Origin of the sequence: Micromonospora globbae, from assembly GCF_003610785.1 — a bacterium.
GTDB classification, from domain to species: Bacteria; Actinomycetota; Actinomycetes; order Mycobacteriales; family Micromonosporaceae; genus Micromonospora; species Micromonospora globbae.
Genome location: NZ_RAQQ01000035.1, coordinates 1 through 12185, shown reverse-complemented (window position 1 = coordinate 12185; position 12185 = coordinate 1). Strand labels below are relative to the sequence as shown.

Sequence of the window (12185 nt, the reverse complement as noted above, 5' to 3'; positions counted from 1 at the left end):
CCGATTCAGGAGGCCGGGGCGGCGGCGACCGGCTGCCGGAGGATGGTGCGGAGCTTCTCGGGCGCGACCCTGCGGGAGTCGCTGAGGTAGATCTCGTGGTGCGTGCCGACCATCCGCAGCCCGTTGTCCGGGATGAACTCGTGGTGCATCCGGGCCAGCACGTCGGCCTCGTCGTCGTACGTGCCGACGTGCAGTGTCTGCACGCAGCGCCCCTCGGACAGCGAGCCGAGGCGCACCTCGTGCAGGCGCCGCGGGCGGTTCTTCGCGGCGACCTGCTCGACGGCGTCGGCGAACATGTCCTCGTCGATCCAGTCCGGCACCATGATCATCAATGTCCAGTCCCACCGGGACTTGTTCCGGGACGCCGTGAACGCGTCCATGTCCTCGGCCCACCACAGGCCCTCCAGCGGCATGACGACGTAGTCGCGGCCGAGGGTCCGCTTGCTCGCGAACTTCAGCGTGTACGCCAACGGGAAGAGCGCCTCGACCGCGCCGGTGAAGGCGGGGGTCGTGTTGGGGTCGCCGTGTCCGTCGATCATCAGGTATCGCAGGTCGGGCACGTCGACGATCTCGAACCGGCCCTGCCGGGCACGGTAGGCGGCGATCTCCCGCTTGAAGTCAGTCTTGTCGGTCATCGGGCACCTGGACTCGCGACGCGAGCCACGACCTTTCCGCCTCGAGGAGGCTGAGCGAGTAGGAGAAGACCTCGCGTGCCGGCGGCGCGAGGGGGGCCTGCGCCGACTGGGCCGCGCGGACGGCGGCGATGCGCGCGTCGACCTGGGCGAGCCGGTCGCGAAGCGCCCGCGCGTACTCCCGCTCGGAGAGCAGGGGAAGGTTGGAGACGCCCACGAGGAGGGGGTGCGGGACGGGACGCAGCTCGGCGATGAGCGCGAGCGCGCCGCGGGCCGCGGCCTCACGACCGGCGGCCGTGGCGTGGAAGACGCGCCGCGACCGGGCGGTCGCCGGCGGCTCGGGTGCGTGGACGAGCCCGCGCCTCTCGAGTTTGGCGAGCAGGTAGTAGATGGACGAGAAGCCGATCTCGGTCCACTGGCGGATCCCGCGGCGCTCGATGACCTGCTCCAGGTCGTAGCCGTGCTGGGGCCGTTCGACGATCAGCCCGAGCACGACCAGCTCGGACGGGGTGAGCTCCACGCCACCTATTCTAGTACTAGAATAGGTGGGCGCGAGCATCCCCCGGTTCCTTCGGGTCGGGTGGTCGTCGCGGCGCCACCCGCGGGCGGCGGGTCACCTCGTCGGTGGTCCGCCGCCCCGGGTCGACGAGCTGACGGCGTCAGCCGCAGTTGCCCCAGCTGTACCGGCCGGCGCCCTGCCACATGGTGCCGTACAGGACCTCGCCCTCGTACATCACGCAGCGGTCGCGGGCGGACCGCTGGATGGCGGCGTAGTACTTGAAGTTGCCCGAGTCGTACGCCCAGGAGCTGCCCTCGACCCGCACCCCGGCGCGAACCCCGGTCGTCGAGCCGACGGCCACCCGCTTGAGGGTGGCCACGCAGTTGTACCCCGTGGCGCTGTTGTAGAGCAGGTAGACGTCGCCCACCCTCGTGCCGTCCGGCGCGGTGATCGACCGGTGGCCGTCACTGGCGTACGCCCACGAGCCGCCGAAGTCGTTGTTGCAGGCCTGAGCCGCCGTGAACGGGTTCGTGGCGGCCTGGGCCGGCGAGGCGAGGGTCACCGCCGCCACCGCGGCGGCGAGAGTCGAGACGAGCAGTCGTCGCCCTGTTGCACGCATACGTTTCCTTCCCCAGGTGTCCCGGCGCGAAGATCGCGCATGAACGGCCATCCTGCCACAGTGGATCATCACCGGGGCCGGGGCTCGTTGCCGGGTGGAGCCGGGGTCACGTCACGGGTGGCCGGGGACGGGGTCCCCGGCCACCCGTGGCCTCGTGCCGGTGTTACAGGTCGAGCGGTTCGATCCAGATGTTGCGGTACTGGACCGGGTTGCCGTGGTCCTGCAGCCGGATGGCGCCCGCCGCCGGGCCCTCCGGTCGGCTGCCACCGGTCGGGCCGAGGATCTCGACGTCGTCGTGCACCGGGACGCCGTTCCACACCACCGTGACGCGCGGGTTCTCGACCTTGTTGCCGGCCGCGTCGTACCGGGCCTGCCGGTAGACGATGTCGTACGACTGCCAGGTCTCCGGCGGCCGCGCCGCGTTCACGTCGGGGGCCTTCTGGTTGTAGATGGCCGCGGCGTCGTTGACCTGCGGCGGGTCGATGCCGAACGAGTCCAGCACCTGGATCTCGTAGCGGTCCTGCAGGTACACGCCGCTGTTGGCGCGGGCCTGCCCCGTCACGTCCGGCGGGTACAGCGGCAGGTTGAACTCCACGTGCAGGCGGAAGTCGCCGAAGGCCTGCACCGTACGCAGGTCGCCGTTGCGCACCGTCATGGCGCCGCCGGCCACCGGCCACTCGGGCTCGCGCCCGTCGGTGTGCTGCCACTCGGTGAGGTCGCCGTCGCGGCCGAGCAGCGTGATGCGCTCGCCGTGCGGCCGTACGGCGAGCACGTCGAGGTTCACGTGCCCGGAGTCGGCGGCCTCCTTGCGGTACTCCACGATGTTGCGGCCCTTGTCCAGCCGCACGGTGGTGGTGACCGTGCCCCACTCCTCCCAGGTCACCGTGGAGGGGAAGACCGTCTGCTCCACCCGTGCGCCGTTGACGTACAGGCTCAGCTGCTTCTCCCCGGAGTAGGGGTTGGGGCCGTTGCTGTAGCGCATCGCGAGGTCGTACGTCCCGCTCTCGCGGACGTCGACGGAGATCCTGGTCGACGAGCCGTTCTCGGCGAACCCGGCGGCGAACCCGGCGCCGGAGTAGGCGGCGTGGTCGGTCGCCATGCCGACGCCGACCGTCCGGCCCTCCTCGGCCTCGAAGAAGGTCTGCGGCTGCACCACGCGCCCCGGGATCTCGTTGAGCGTGTACCAGGCCTCAGTGTTCCACAGCTCCTCGCCGTCGGCGGAGGTGAACGGGCGCGGCGAGCGGACGTGCACGACGCGGTTCTCCTTGAGGCCGGGGATCCTCAGCTTCACGGTGCGGCGGTCGGCCGACAGCTCCGCCCGGCTCACCGTGAGGGTCTCCAGGTCGAGCTTGGGGCCGCCGTACTGGCTCGTCGCACCGTAGCGCCACTGCGTCACCCGGTACGCGTCGGCGAGGTCCGCGGCCGTCTCGGCCGACAGCGGCTCGGTGTACTCCAGCTCGAACCCGACGTGGGAGGCACGCATCCGCTTGACCTCGAACACGGAGGTGCCGTTGGGGGTGAGCTTCTGCAGGCCGTACGTGAGCTTGCCCTCCTGGCCCCAGTTGCCGCCGGCGCCGAGGCCGCCCACGTAGAGCGCGCCGTCCGGGCCGAGGGTCACCTCGTTGATCCCGGACTCCAGACCCTGCGTGTGGCGGAACACCGCGCCCTGGTACTGCCCCTCGACCTTCTCGAGGAAGACGCGCTGGAGGCCGCCGTAGGTGACGTCGCCGACCACCAGCTGCCCCGCGTACGGCCCCTTCTTGAGCAGCACGGGGGTCGAGGGCGAGTTGCCAATCTCGTTCTGCGGGATCCAGACGATCGGACGCGTCACGGGGTTGTCGTCGAACGGACCGGGCGGCGTCGTGTAGTGGTTGTAGAAGGCGCCGTCCTTGATGGCCACGAGCTTGGACGCGGGAAGCCAACCGCCCTGGTTGTCGGTCACGAGGACCTCGCCGCCCGGCCCCCAGCCGATCCCGTTCGGGGTACGCAGCCCGCCGGCCACGTAGGTGATCTCGCCGGTCCGGGCGTTCACCTTGATCGAGGTGCCGCGGTTGGGCGCGGGCTGGGGCACGGTGGTGGCGCCGCCCAGGTTGATGGCCACGGAGAGGTTGAGGTAGAAGTACCCGTCCCGGTAGAGCAGGCCGAACGCGAACTCGTGGAAGTTGCGACCCCACGGCCAGGTGGCGACCGTCCTGCGTTCGTCGGCCGTGCCGTCGCCGTCGGTGTCGCGCAGGGCGGTCAGCTCGTGCTTCTGGCTGACGTAGACGGTGCCGTCGACCACCGCCACGCCCTGGGGCTCGCGCAGCCCGTCGGCGAACCGGCGGTAGGTCACCCGCTCGGGGCCGGTCGTCCCGGTGACCCCCTCGACCACGTACACCTCGCCGGTGGCGTTGTCGGTGCCACCCCAGGTCGAGACGACCAGGTCGCCGTCGGGCATGAAGGCCATGCCGGTGACCTGCGGCTGGAAGCCGTCGGGACGCAGGTCGGTGAGGGTGTAGCCGGGGTGCACCCGGTCGAGCGGCAGGCCGTCACCCGCCGAGTCGGTGGCGCCCTCGCAGTACTTCCACCCGGGAGCGGTCACGCGCACGACGCCGGCGTCGGTGCTGAGCGCGGACGCCGGCACGAGTGCGAAGTCGGCCGAGCCGGGAACCCGCCACTCGAGCCGCAGCACCTGGCCGCCGCCGTTGTCGAAGAACTCGACGAACAGCGGGTGCACGCCGGCGGTCAGCGTGACCGACCTGTCCTTGGAGGTTTCGGCGTGCAGGCCGTCGTGGTCGATGACGACCTGGTCGTCGATCGTCAGCCGGGACCCGTCGTCGCTCGTGAGCCGGAACGTGTAGTCGCCGTCGGCCGGTACCGTCAGGTTGGCGATGACGTGGCTGATGAAGCGGTCGGACAGGCCGAACTCGTCGGTGCCGGTCCAGTTGATCTGCGGCATGAGCTTGTCGACGTTCGGCGTCTGCGCGGGCTTGAGGGTGCACAGCGCCGACAGCGGGACCCCCATGTCGTACGAGCGAAGGGTCACGCCGGGTTCCTGCGGCGGGATGTCGGCGGGGGCGGCCGAGGCCGGCGTGACAGGGGCGGCGGCGAGCAGGGTCGCCAGTGCGGCACCTGCGGCCGCCAGCACGGCTCGCCGGCGCCGCCGGTTCGGTGCGGGCATGCGTTCCTCCGGTGGGTGCGGGTCCCGGCCAGGAAGAAGCCGTGCCACTTTCTCCCCCGGGACCGGTCAGTACGATCTCGCGTTACGGAAGATCGGTCGCTGACACTATCACTTCCCATCGATAGAACGAAACTTTTGCATCTATCGACCCAAAGTCTCCTCGGCGCGATGGTCACCGGCCCGGCCGGTACAGGGACCGGGCCCGCACCGGGACCGTGACGTCTCCCCCACCGCGGATCCGCCACAGGCCACAGTGGCAGGACTGGTAGTGCACGGTCCCCTCGCTGGTCCGGTGCCGGGAGCGGGTTCGCCAGACGTGCCCGTGGTTGTCGTTCATGCCCCCACCCTGCTGTAATGGCATTGTGCATCTCAACCCTTACGGCGCCGACGCGGTCCGGCTGGCCGTCGACCTGGCCAACGATCCGCCCGGGTCGGTCGCCGACCTGGCCGATCGCTGCCGGCGGGCCGGGGTGGTGGTGGACATGCCGGTACGCGACGACGACCTCGCGGTGACCCGCCGACTGATGGAGGAGTGGGCGCGGATCGTCGACGCGGCCTCCGCGGAGGAGCGGGCGAGGCTGCTCAACCGGATGCTGGCCGGCGCCTCGACGTACCCGCGCCTCACCGACCACGCGGACGGGCGCTGGCACCTGCACTACCGCGACGACGGGGTGCCGCTGTCCGCGGTGCTCCGCGCGCTCGTGAGCGTCGGCACCGCGCTGCACCTGACGGGTCGCGGGATGGACCGGCTGGGCCGCTGCGCCCGGACCGGCTGCGGCCTGGTCTACGCCGACGTCTCCCGGACCGGCCGGCAGCGCTACTGCTCGCCCCGGTGCGCCAACCGCGACGCCGTACGCCGCCACCGCGCCCGTGGCGCGGCGTCGCGCTGACGGCGGATCCGACCGGTTGACCGGTAATCGCCGCGAGCGGGCACGGCCGGAGGGATGATCGGTTCGTGCGAGGAGATGCCATGGCTCAGCTGCGGGGGTCGGGCGGCGTGGACCCGGCGGAGGTGAAGCGACGGATCGGTCCGGTCGGGGTCTGGACCGGGGTGCTCGGCGGGCAGTCGGCCGAGTTCGGTCGCAGGGCCGCCGCGGAGGTGGAGGACCTGGGTTACGGCGCGCTCTGGGTGGGCGAGACGGCGAGGTACAAGGAGGCGCTCGTCCACTCGGCCATCCTGCTCGGCGCCACCCGGAGCCTGGTGGTCGCCACCGGCGTCGCCAACATCTGGGTCCGGGACGCCACCGCCGCCGCGAACGGCGCCAACGCTCTCGCCGAGGCGTACGACGGGCGCTTCCTGCTCGGTCTGGGGGTGAGTCACGCGCCGCTGGTGTCGGCGCGCGGCCACGACTACGGGCGGCCGCTCGCGGCGATGCGGTCGTACCTCGACGCGATGGACGAGACCGAGTACGCGGCGCCGCTGCCCCAGCGGGCCCCGCGGGTGCTGGCCGCGCTCCGTCCCGGGATGCTGAGGCTGGCGGCGCAGCGCAGCGTCGGCGCGCACCCCTACTTCGTCACGCCGGAGCACACCGCGCGCGCCCGCGAGGTTCTCGGGCCGGGGCCGGTGCTGGCGCCGGAGCAGGCCGTGGTGCTGGACACCGATCCCGGATCGGCCCGCGAGAAGGCCCGGCGGTACACGTCGTGGTACCTCAGCCTGCCCAACTACGTGAACAACCTCAGGGAGATCGGTTGGGCTGAGGAGGACCTGTCCGGTTCCGGCAGCGACGCCCTGGTCGACGCCATCGTGCCGTGGGGTGATCCCGAGACGGTGGCGCAGCGGGTCCGGGCGCACCACGACGCGGGTGCGGACCACGTCTGCGTCCAGCCGCTCGTCGACGGCCCGGACGATCTGCTGCCCCAGCTGCGGGCCCTGGCGCCGCTGCTGCTCACCCCGTAGGCCGTGCCCCCGGTCGTTCGCCCGCCCCTCACCCGAGGCTGACGACCATCCGGCGTACGGCCTCGGTGAGCACGTCCGGTGAGGTGGCGAAGTTGAGGCGGAGGTGCCCGGCGCCGCCGGTGCCGAAGTCCGGTCCGGGCACGAACGCGACGCGCCCGCGCTCCAGGAACACCGTGGCGGGATCGGCGTCCGGGCCGCCGGGCAGCTCCAGCGCCCGGCAGTCCAACCAGGCGAGGTACGTGGCGTCCGGCGGCTGGTAGCGGACACCGGGCAACCGCTCGGCCAGCAGGTCGGCGAGCAGGTGGCGGTTGGCGTCCAGGCCGCTCAGCAGGTCGTCGAGCCACGGTCCGCCGTGCCGGAGAGCGGCGGTGTGCGCGATCACCGCGAGGTGGCTCACCCCGTCGTTGACCTCCGCGGGCATGCGGGCCAGGTCCGCCGCCGCGTCGGCGCCGGCCACCGCGACGGCGGCCTTCACCCCGGCCAGGTTCCACGCCTTCGACGCGGACAGGAGCGCGAAGTCCCGCTCGGTGCCGGGCAGGGAGAGGTACGGCACGAAGGTCGCCCCCGGGTACACGAGGGGTGCGTGGATCTCGTCCACCACCACCCGTACGCCGTGGCGGGCGGCCAGTTCGGCCACGGTGGACAGTTCGGCGCGGGTGTGCAGCGTTCCGGTCGGGTTGTGGGGGCTGCAGAGCAGGTAGGCCGCACGGCGGCCCCCGGCGACCGCCTCCGCGAAGGCCCGGTCGAGCGCGTCCGGGTCGAGGCGGTGCCGCCCCTCCAGCGGCGCCTCGACGATCCGGCGACCCGCGCTGCGCAGGAACTGGTAGTACGGCGGGTAGACCGGCGGGTTGACCACCACGGCGTCGCCGTGCCCGGTGACCAGGTCCAACACCTCGACGACGCCCATCATCACATCGGGCACCGCTCTCGTACGCGCGACGTCGACGGTCCAACCCCACCGCTCGGCGGCGAACCCGGCCAACGCCTCGGCGTAGGCCGGGCCGTGGGCGTAGCCGGTGTCGCCGAGGTTGATCGCCTCGGCCAGCGCCCGGGTCACCGGCTCGGCCAGCGGCACGTCCATCTCCGCCACCCAGAGCGGCAGCACGTCCTCCGGGTACCGCCGCCACTTCTCACTGGTGCGGCGGCGGAGGTCGGTCAGCGACAGCGTCTCCAGCAGGTTGCCCATGCGGCAACCGTACGACCTTTCGATCTTTCCGTCCGCCCGGGCACCGCCGGCCCGGCCGCCCGCCGCCCTGGTCAGCCCGCTGCCGGCGGCGTGAGGAGCGCGACCAGCGCGTGCAGGTCGGGGATGCGCAGGTCGGCGGGGTGTCCGCGCAGCGCGGCGACCCGGGCGCCGGCCCGTTGACCGGCGGCGATCCCGGCCGGCGCGTCCTCGACCACCAGGCACCGCTCGGCCGGCACCCCGAGCCGGGCGGCGGCCAGCCGGTACCCCTCGGGATCGGGCTTGCCCGCGCGGACGTCGTCGGCGGTGACGAGCACCGGCGGGGTGATGCCGGCCGCACCGAGACGGGCCGCGGCCAGATCCGCGTCGGCGCTGGTCACCACGGCCCACGGCAGGGCGAGCCGGTCGAGGGTGTCGAGCAGGCACGTCGCGCCGGGCAGCGGCTTGGTGTCGACGGCGTCGGCCAGTTGCAGCTCGGTCTGGTACCGCGCCGCGCGCCGGGCGGCCTGGGCGTCGAGGTGCGGCGCGACCTGCCGGATGGTGGTCAGGGCGGTCTTGCCGGGCGAGATCCGCAGCACCGTCTCGGGATCGACCCGGTAGTCGGCGGCCCAGCGCCGCCAGGCACGCTCGACGGCTCCGTCGGAGTCGACCAGCGTGCCGTCCATGTCCAGCAGCACCGCCTCGATGTCGTCCATGCCACCATTATGCTCGGTGCGCGAGCATAATGGTGGCGGGAGGGGTTGTGGAGCGACCGACGCACCGGATGCGGGACCTGCGCCACCAGGGCGCGCTCGCCGTGCTCCGGCACCTGCACCGGCAACCGGGCGTCACCCGGTCCGAGCTGGCCCGCGCCCTCGATCTCAGCAGCGGCTCGGCGACCGACCTCGTCGCCCGGCTCAAACGCCTGCGTCTGCTCGACGAGGTCGCCTCCGCTCCGTCCGGTGGTCGCGGACGGCCCTCCCCCACCCTGGTCGCCCACCCGGCGGGCCCGCTGGTCTGCGTCGTCGACATCAGCCACGAGCGGTGGCGGGTGGCCGCCGTCGAACTGGGCGGCCGGATCGTCCAGCACACCAGCGGCCGGCACGTCGACCGGGAGCCGGACGCCGTGCTGGACCGCGTGCGGCGCGAGATCGCCGCCTGCCGGCGCCGGCTCGGCCACCGGATCCGGGCCGTCTCGGTCGCGGTCGCCGCCACGGTACGAGGTACCGAGGTGGTGCAGGCCGCCACGCTGGGGTGGCGGCGGGTGAGCCTCGAACCGCTCCGCCCCGCCGCCGACGTGCCGCTGCTGGTCGGCAACGACGCCTCGCTGGCGGGGCTCGCCGAGGCACGGCGGGGCGCCGGGGCCGGCGTGCGGGTCGTCCTGCACCTCACCGTCGAGGTGGGCGTCGGCGGCGTGCTCGTGGTCGACGGCGACCTGCTGGACGGCGCCACCGGGGCCGGCGGCGAGTTCGGCCACCTGCCCTTCGGTGACCCGACCCTGCGCTGCCCCTGCGGCGCGACCGGCTGCTGGGACCTGCTGGTCGACGGCCGGGCCATGGCGCGGCAGCTCGGTCAGCCGGCGCCGGACGACCCGCGGACGGCCGCGGAGCACATCCTCGCGGCCGCACCGCGGGACCCGGCGGCCCGGGCCGCGGTCAACGGTGCCGCACGCGCGCTCGGCCGGGGCGTCGGCGGGCTGGTCAACGCCCTCGATCCGGCGCTGGTCACCCTGTCCGGACTGGCCGTCGACCTGTCCGCGGCGGCGCCCCGAGAGGTGGACGCGGGCTACCGGGCCGGGCTGATGTCGTTCCGACGGGGCCAACCCCCGCCGCTGGTCCCGTCGACGCTCGGCCCCGACGGCCGGATCGCCGGGGCCGCCGACGCCGCCTTCGACACCGTCCTCACCGTCCCCGGCATCGAGGCGTGGTCCCGGTCGACCGCACGAGTCCGAGAAGGAGCGACGTGAGCACCGTACGGGAGTTCCGGATCGACGTCCCGCAGGCCGCGCTGGACGACCTCGCCGACCGGCTGCGCCGCACCCGGTGGCCCGCCGAGCTGCCCGGCGTGGGCTGGAGCCGGGGCGTGCCGGTCGGCTACCTGCGGGACGTGGCGGCGCACTGGCTGCACGCGTACGACTGGCGGGCGTGGGAGGCGAGACTCAACGAGTTCCCCCAGTACACCACCGAGATCGACGGTCAGCGGGTGCACTTCGCGCACGTCCGGTCGCCCGAGCCGGACGCGCTACCGCTGATCCTCACCCACGGCTGGCCCGGTTCGATCGTCGAGTTCCTCCGCGTCATCGGCCCGCTCACCGATCCGGCCCGGCACGGCGGCGATCCGGCGGACGCGTTCCACGTCGTCGCGCCCTCGCTGCCCGGCTTCGGCTTCTCCACGCCGCTGTCCGGGCCGGGCTGGAACCACGACCGGATCGCCCGGGCGTGGATCGGCCTCATGGACCGGCTCGGCTACGAACGCTACGGCGCACAGGGCAGCGACACCGGGTACCTCGTCTCGCCCCGGCTCGGCCACCTCGCGCCGGACCGGGTCGTGGGGGTGCACATCCACGGCGGGCTGGAGTTCCCCGACGCCGAGCAGCTCGCCACGGTGACCCTGACGGCCACGGAACGGGCCCGGCTCGCCGCGGCGGACCGGCTGCGGCGGCACGGCAGCGGCTACGCCGACATCCAGGGCACCCGGCCGCAGACCCTGGGGTACGCGCTGACCGACTCGCCGGTCGGCCAGCTCGCCTGGATCCTCGACAAGGTGCGGGACTGGACCGACCCGGCCCACGACCTGCCGGACGAGGCCCTGGACCGGGACGTCCTGCTCACCGACGTGTCCCTCTACTGGCTGACCGGCACGGCGGCCAGCTCGGCCCAGCTCTACCACGAGGTACGCGCCCAGCCGCCCCGGCCGGCGGCCCCCTCGGGGGTTCCCACCGGGATCGCGGTCTTCCCGCCCGACCCGGCGCTCCGCCGGCTCGCCGAGCGGGAACACCACCTGGTGCACTGGGCGGAGTACGACCGGGGCGGCCACTTCGCCGCGCTGGAGGTCCCCGACCTGCTCGTCGCCGACATCCGCGCGTTCTTCCGCCCGCTGCGCCCCGGGCGACGGTAACGGCGCCGCGTTCAGCCGCCCAGGCCGAGTTGGGGATACAGGGCCTCGGGAGCGGCCACCGCCCCCTCGGGCCGTACGACGTCGACCGCGGCGCCGAAGTCGCTGTAACGCAGGGAGGCGTTCGGGATGCCGTTCGCCGCTGGGATCAGGAAACTGACCAGCCGCCCTTCGGCGTCGAGCGTCGCGTGGAACGTGTGGCTGCGGGCACCGTCGGGGAACGTGCCGTCCGGACCGGGACGGAAGCTGATGCCGTTGCCGCTGCCCACCCGGGTCAGGTCGAGTGTCCCGGTGATCTGCGGGCCGTCCGTCCGTGCGGCGACGATCGCGTCGATGAGGCGTGCCGAGCCGCCCGGGTCGTTCCGGCCGGGAGCGAAGGTCAGCGCGAAGTCCGCCGGCACGCGGGCCGGGTCGAGCACCATCCATCCGTGGCCGACGCCCTGGAGATCCAGGTCGCTCCTCAGGTAGAGCTCGTCGTCGATCATCCGGATCTCGATGCCCCGACCGCCCATCGAGACCGTGGACACGGAGCGCCTGTGGGGGTTGTCGGTGTGCGACAACGTCGTGATCTGGCTCGCGATGTCGACGTCGGCACGGAAGCTGGTGCGATCGACGAACGCCGTACCCGCCCGCAGCCGCTCCACCGCCGTCGCGGTGGCGGCGGCGTCGGTGCTGGCCGTGGTGGCACCACCGCCAAGGGTGGGCGCGGCGACCGGTTCGTCCCCGCTCGTGGCGCCCACCGAGCAGGCCAGTAACAGCAGTGTCGCCGCGGCAAGCCCGGCCACCGCGCCTCGTGTCATGGCCGCAGCGTAGGGGGTGTGGTCCACTCCTCGAGTGACTCGACCTCGCTCGGCGTCGCCCTGGACGAACCACACCGACGGGCAGCCGCTGCTCAGGCGTCCGTGGCCGCCGGTGGCGCGGTGCTCTCGCGCACCACGAGGGTGGGAACGACCAACGGCGACGGGCGCAACTCCACACCCCGGATCGCCTGCGTGACAACCTCGATCGCCCGGCGACCGACGGCCTCGAAGTCCTGCCGGATCGTGGTCAACGGAGGAATCAGATACGCCGCCTCCGGCACATCATCGAACCCCACCACCGA

13 protein-coding genes are annotated in these 12185 nt (G+C 73.1%); 4 read left to right on the top strand and 9 right to left on the bottom strand.

The window, feature by feature from the left end; all coding sequences use genetic code 11:
- Positions 1-5: 5 nt before the first annotated feature.
- The 5 genes from D7I43_RS29965 to D7I43_RS33135 form a co-directional block, all read right to left on the bottom strand.
- Positions 6-635: a GyrI-like domain-containing protein gene (locus tag D7I43_RS29965; RefSeq protein WP_120331943.1), complete on the bottom strand. Its 630-nt coding sequence runs from the start codon at positions 633-635 to the stop codon at positions 6-8.
- Complete coding sequence (locus tag D7I43_RS29960) at positions 619-1152, bottom strand: PadR family transcriptional regulator (protein WP_120331942.1); 534 nt, start codon at positions 1150-1152, stop codon at positions 619-621. Before D7I43_RS29960 ends, D7I43_RS29965 begins: the two co-directional genes overlap by 17 nt.
- 139 nt (positions 1153-1291) lie before the next feature.
- Positions 1292-1750 (bottom strand): hypothetical protein, encoded by a 459-nt coding sequence (locus D7I43_RS29955; RefSeq protein ID WP_147427327.1) that lies wholly within the window; start codon positions 1748-1750, stop codon positions 1292-1294.
- A 163-nt stretch (positions 1751-1913) separates the two neighbouring features.
- The gene (locus tag D7I43_RS29950) at positions 1914-4910 is read right to left on the bottom strand and encodes a 3-keto-alpha-glucoside-1,2-lyase-like domain-containing protein (protein WP_120331940.1); all 2997 of its coding nucleotides are present in this window, start codon (positions 4908-4910) and stop codon (positions 1914-1916) included.
- 172 nt (positions 4911-5082) lie between these two features.
- Positions 5083-5247 carry a hypothetical protein gene (locus D7I43_RS33135; RefSeq protein ID WP_192902308.1) on the bottom strand — a complete coding sequence of 55 codons (165 nt, stop codon included), beginning with the start codon at positions 5245-5247 and terminating at the stop codon, positions 5083-5085.
- Between the two features lie 25 nt (positions 5248-5272).
- Between D7I43_RS33135 and D7I43_RS29945 the strand changes: the two genes are divergently transcribed.
- Positions 5273-5800, top strand: coding sequence for a CGNR zinc finger domain-containing protein (locus tag D7I43_RS29945; RefSeq protein ID WP_120331939.1), 528 nt, complete (start codon positions 5273-5275; stop codon positions 5798-5800).
- Positions 5801-5880: 80 nt separating this feature from the next.
- Positions 5881-6807, top strand: a complete 927-nt coding sequence (locus D7I43_RS29940) for an LLM class F420-dependent oxidoreductase (RefSeq protein WP_120331938.1) — start codon at positions 5881-5883, stop codon at positions 6805-6807.
- 28 nt (positions 6808-6835) lie between these two features.
- Here D7I43_RS29940 and D7I43_RS29935 read toward each other — a convergent pair whose 3' ends face one another.
- Both D7I43_RS29935 and D7I43_RS29930 read right to left on the bottom strand, forming a co-directional pair.
- Positions 6836-7993, bottom strand: a complete 1158-nt coding sequence (locus D7I43_RS29935) for a MalY/PatB family protein (RefSeq protein WP_120331937.1) — start codon at positions 7991-7993, stop codon at positions 6836-6838.
- Positions 7994-8064: 71 nt separating this feature from the next.
- Positions 8065-8685, bottom strand: coding sequence for an HAD-IA family hydrolase (locus tag D7I43_RS29930; RefSeq protein ID WP_120331936.1), 621 nt, complete (start codon positions 8683-8685; stop codon positions 8065-8067).
- A 47-nt stretch (positions 8686-8732) separates the two neighbouring features.
- Here D7I43_RS29930 and D7I43_RS29925 point away from each other — a divergent pair, with 47 nt between their 5' ends.
- A complete protein-coding gene (locus D7I43_RS29925) occupies positions 8733-9935 on the top strand; it encodes an ROK family transcriptional regulator (RefSeq protein ID WP_240033257.1) in 1203 nt (400 codons plus the stop codon).
- A complete protein-coding gene (locus D7I43_RS29920; RefSeq protein ID WP_120331934.1) occupies positions 9932-11086 on the top strand; it encodes an epoxide hydrolase family protein in 1155 nt (384 codons plus the stop codon). Before D7I43_RS29925 ends, D7I43_RS29920 begins: the two co-directional genes overlap by 4 nt.
- 11 nt (positions 11087-11097) lie before the next feature.
- On the opposite strand, the gene D7I43_RS29915 is transcribed toward D7I43_RS29920, so the two are convergent.
- Positions 11098-11883 (bottom strand): hypothetical protein, encoded by a 786-nt coding sequence (locus D7I43_RS29915; protein WP_147427326.1) that lies wholly within the window; start codon positions 11881-11883, stop codon positions 11098-11100.
- Positions 11884-11975: 92 nt separating this feature from the next.
- Positions 11976-12185, bottom strand: a 210-nt coding sequence (locus D7I43_RS29910) for a substrate-binding domain-containing protein (RefSeq protein ID WP_158610182.1), incomplete at its 5' end; no start/stop codon positions are given.